Source organism: Pseudomonas sp. GM79 (genome assembly GCF_000282495.1).
Taxonomy (GTDB): Bacteria; Pseudomonadota; Gammaproteobacteria; order Pseudomonadales; family Pseudomonadaceae; genus Aquipseudomonas.
In genome coordinates, this window is sequence record NZ_AKJE01000124.1 from 1 (window position 1) to 2,628 (window position 2,628).

3 protein-coding genes are annotated in these 2,628 nt (G+C 59.6%); 2 read left to right on the plus strand and 1 reads right to left on the minus strand.

Annotated features, from left to right (window positions below; translation table 11 throughout):
• Positions 1-37 precede the first annotated feature (37 nt).
• Positions 38-433 (minus strand): DUF4280 domain-containing protein, encoded by a 396-nt coding sequence (locus tag PMI36_RS00030; protein WP_007899527.1) that lies wholly within the window; start codon positions 431-433, stop codon positions 38-40.
• A gap of 190 nt (positions 434-623) precedes the next feature.
• On the opposite strand from PMI36_RS00030, the gene PMI36_RS00025 reads away from it, so the two are divergent.
• Positions 624-1,691, plus strand: coding sequence for a phosphotransferase family protein (locus PMI36_RS00025; protein ID WP_008076737.1), 1,068 nt, complete (start codon positions 624-626; stop codon positions 1,689-1,691).
• A 38-nt stretch (positions 1,692-1,729) separates the two neighbouring features.
• Entirely contained in the window at positions 1,730-2,497 is a 768-nt protein-coding gene (locus tag PMI36_RS00020; RefSeq protein ID WP_008009686.1) for an SDR family oxidoreductase, read from the plus strand.
• Positions 2,498-2,628 lie beyond the last annotated feature (131 nt).

The window sequence follows — 2,628 nt, forward strand, 5'->3', positions numbered from 1 at the left end:
GCGAGCAAGCCCGATCCCACAGTTTGATCGTGTGCGGTCAGGGAATGAGCATCTGCATTTGCCCCGGCATCACGATTTTTATCACCCCTGCCCAATTGCACATCAGGGTGCTGTTGGCATCGATGGCCGGCATGCCGCCCAGCAGCAGGGTCGGCGCGCCTCCGGGAATCCAGGGGGTGGCGGTGGCCGGGATGCAGGGCATCGGCGTCAATACGCCCAGCGCTGCGGCAGTGGCGGCCGCGACCATCGGGTTGGCCATGCTCATGCACGTGCCGAACGGCATGACGTTGACCAGCGGAATGTGATCCATGATGTTCGCCGCTGGCATGCCCCCGGTCAGCGTGCGATTCACCGGCAGCACGTTGAGTACTGCTGGTGCCGCGCCGAAACTGCATTGCAGGGTCGCGGTGGCGCAAACTTGCGGACAACCCATGTCGAATCTCCTTCCTGGAAGCGGCGCTCCCCTGAAACCATAGTCCGCCGAGCCCGTTCGCGCACATCAGGAACGCTGATTATCCGGCAACACGCTAACCTATAAGACCGTGCCGCGCTTGTGGCCACCCCGGCGCACCATTAGATTAGCCAATGATGTCTGGCCTCCAAAATAAGCAGAAGGGATAAGCATGGCGCTTACTGACCAGTCCACCCGTATCCGCTCTGGCGAAGAACTCGATGCCAGCCTGATCGATCCGTACCTCAAGGCGCACATTCCGGGCCTGAGTGGCTTGCCGAAAATCAGCCAGTTTCCGGGCGGTGCGTCGAACCTGACTTACCTGCTGGAATACCCCGAACAGGAATTCGTCCTGCGTCGGCCACCGTTCGGCCACAAGGCCAAGTCCGCCCACGACATGGGCCGCGAATTTCGCATTCTCAATCAGCTGCGGAACGGCTTTCCCTATTGCCCCAAAGCCTATGTGCACTGCACCGACGAATCAGTGATCGGCGCCGAGTTTTATGTGATGGAACGGGTCAAGGGGATCATCCTGCGCTCCGAACTGCCACCGGAACTAGGGCTTGATTCAGCGAAGACCGAAACCCTGTGCAAGAACTTCATCGACAAGTTCGTGGAACTGCACCGGGTCGACTACAAGGCCTATGGCCTGGGCGACCTCGGCAAACCCGAAGGCTATGTGGCACGGCAAATCAAAGGCTGGAGCGAGCGCTACGAAAAAGCCCTGACCCCGGACGCGCCTAAGTGGGAAGCGGTCAAAGCCTGGCTCAACGACAAGATGCCGGCCGATCACCCAACGTCGAGCATCGTCCACAACGATTACCGCTTCGACAACGTGATCCTCGACCCCGAGAACCCGATGCAGATCATCGGCGTGCTGGACTGGGAACTGACCACCCTCGGCGACCCGCTGATGGACTTGGGCAACACCCTCGCCTACTGGATCGAAGCCGACGACCCGGCGCCGGTGCAATTGATGCGCCGTCAGCCAAGCCACGCTCCCGGCATGCTGACCCGCCGTGAGTTCGTCGATTACTACGCCGAGCGCGCGGGCATCCAGATCGACAATTTCGACTTCTACTACACCTACGGTCTGTTCCGCCTGGCCGGCATCGTGCAGCAGATCTATTACCGCTTCTTCCATGGTCAGACCCAGGACAAGCGCTTCGCACAGTTCATTCACATGAACAAACTGCTGGAGCAGATGAGCCTGCAAGTCATTGATAAATCCAGCCTCTGATCACGGCCGCTGATCTGGCCCAATAACAAGGAAAAATCATGTCCAAGACTCAGTTGTTCGACCTCGACGGCAAGATCGCTTTCGTCTCCGGCGCCAGCCGCGGCATTGGTGAAGCCATCGCCAAATTGCTGGCGCAGCAAGGTGCTCACGTCATCGTTTCGAGCCGCAAACTCGACGGCTGCCAGCACGTCGCCGACGCGATCATCGCCGCTGGCGGCAAGGCCACCGCAGTCGCCTGCCACATCGGTGAGATGGAGCAGATCACCCAAGTCTTCGCCGGCATCCGCGAACAGTTCGGGCGCCTGGACATTCTGGTCAACAACGCGGCGACCAACCCGCAGTTCTGCAACGTCCTGGACACCGACCTCAGCGCCTTCCAGAAAACCGTCGACGTGAACATTCGCGGCTACTTCTTCATGTCGGTGGAAGCCGGCAAGCTGATGCGCGAACACGGTGGCGGCAGCATCATCAACGTCGCCTCGATCAATGGTATTTCGCCGGGGATCTTCCAGGGCATCTACTCGGTGACCAAGGCAGCGGTGATCAACATGACCAAAGTCTTCGCCAAGGAATGCGCGCAATTCGGCATCCGTTGCAACGCCCTGCTGCCGGGCCTGACCGACACCAAGTTTGCTTCGGCGCTGGTGAAAAACGACGCCATTCTGAAAACCGCGCTGCAGCAGATTCCGCTCAAGCGCGTAGCGGACCCGAGTGAAATGGCCGGTGCGGTGTTGTACCTGGCCAGTGACGCGTCGAGCTACACGACTGGGGTTTCGTTGAATGTGGATGGTGGGTTCCTGTCCTGATTGAGTTCTGCGAGTAAACCGAAGGCAGCCAAATGGCTCAATGTCAGTCAGTTAAGGCGCAATCCATGTGGGAGCGGGCTTGCTCGCGAAGACGGCGGCACAGTCAACATTGATGTTGCCTGATACACCGC

Bases quoted from the DNA above. Each gene is read 5' to 3' on its own strand.
- PMI36_RS00030 (WP_007899527.1), bottom strand. From the start codon at position 433: ATGGGTTGTCCGCAAGTTTGCGCCACCGCGACCCTGCAATGCAGTTTC.
- PMI36_RS00025 (WP_008076737.1), top strand. From the start codon at position 624: ATGGCGCTTACTGACCAGTCCACCCGTATCCGCTCTGGCGAAGAACTC.
- PMI36_RS00020 (WP_008009686.1), top strand. From the start codon at position 1,730: ATGTCCAAGACTCAGTTGTTCGACCTCGACGGCAAGATCGCTTTCGTC.